Source organism: Pseudomonas tremae (assembly GCF_001401155.1).
Taxonomy (GTDB): domain Bacteria; phylum Pseudomonadota; class Gammaproteobacteria; order Pseudomonadales; family Pseudomonadaceae; genus Aquipseudomonas; species Aquipseudomonas tremae.
The window spans coordinates 1-553 of the sequence record NZ_LJRO01000361.1 but is presented as its reverse complement, the minus strand read 5'-3'; the positions used below and the strand labels follow the sequence as shown (position 1 = coordinate 553).

1 protein-coding gene and 1 pseudogene are annotated in these 553 nt (G+C 57.0%); both read left to right on the top strand.

The window, feature by feature from the left end; genetic code table 11:
• Window positions 1-156, top strand: a pseudogene (locus tag ALO43_RS30330) (erythritol/L-threitol dehydrogenase); the annotation flags it as partial.
• Between the two features lie 40 nt (window positions 157-196).
• On the top strand, window positions 197-553 hold a 357-nt coding region (locus ALO43_RS20245), incomplete at its 3' end, for a dihydroxyacetone kinase subunit DhaK (RefSeq protein WP_174518515.1).

Sequence of the window (553 nt, the reverse complement as noted above, 5' to 3'; positions counted from 1 at the left end):
CCTTACATGTACCCGCGTACCATCGACTTTATCGGCAATCGCAAGATCGACATGCGCGATGTCGTCACGCACAAATTCCCCCTGGCGGAGTTCAAGGAGGCGTTCGCGGTCATGGAGCGTGGCGACAAATCATTGAAGGTCGTTCTGCAACCTTGACCCACCCGATCCTTATAAAAAGAACACAGGAAATTGCGTTATGAACCGAGTGATAAACGATCCGGACCAGGTGGTCGAGGACATGCTGCGCGGCATTCTGGTCGCGCACCCCGAACTGACACAGAGTGACAGTAATCCACGGGTCATCAGCAAAAACCGGCCTTCGGAGCAAGGGCGCGTCGGTATCGTTACCGGCGGCGGCTCGGGTCATGAACCGGCCTTTCTCGGCTATGTCGGTCCAGGGCTGGTAGATGCGGTAGCGGTCGGCGAGATCTTTTCCTCGCCTACTGCCAAGAGCTTTTTCTACGCCTTTCGCGCGGCCGATCACGGTGCAGGCATCGCCTGCCTGTACGGCAACTACGCGGGCGACAATATGAACGTGAAGCTGGCGATGAAA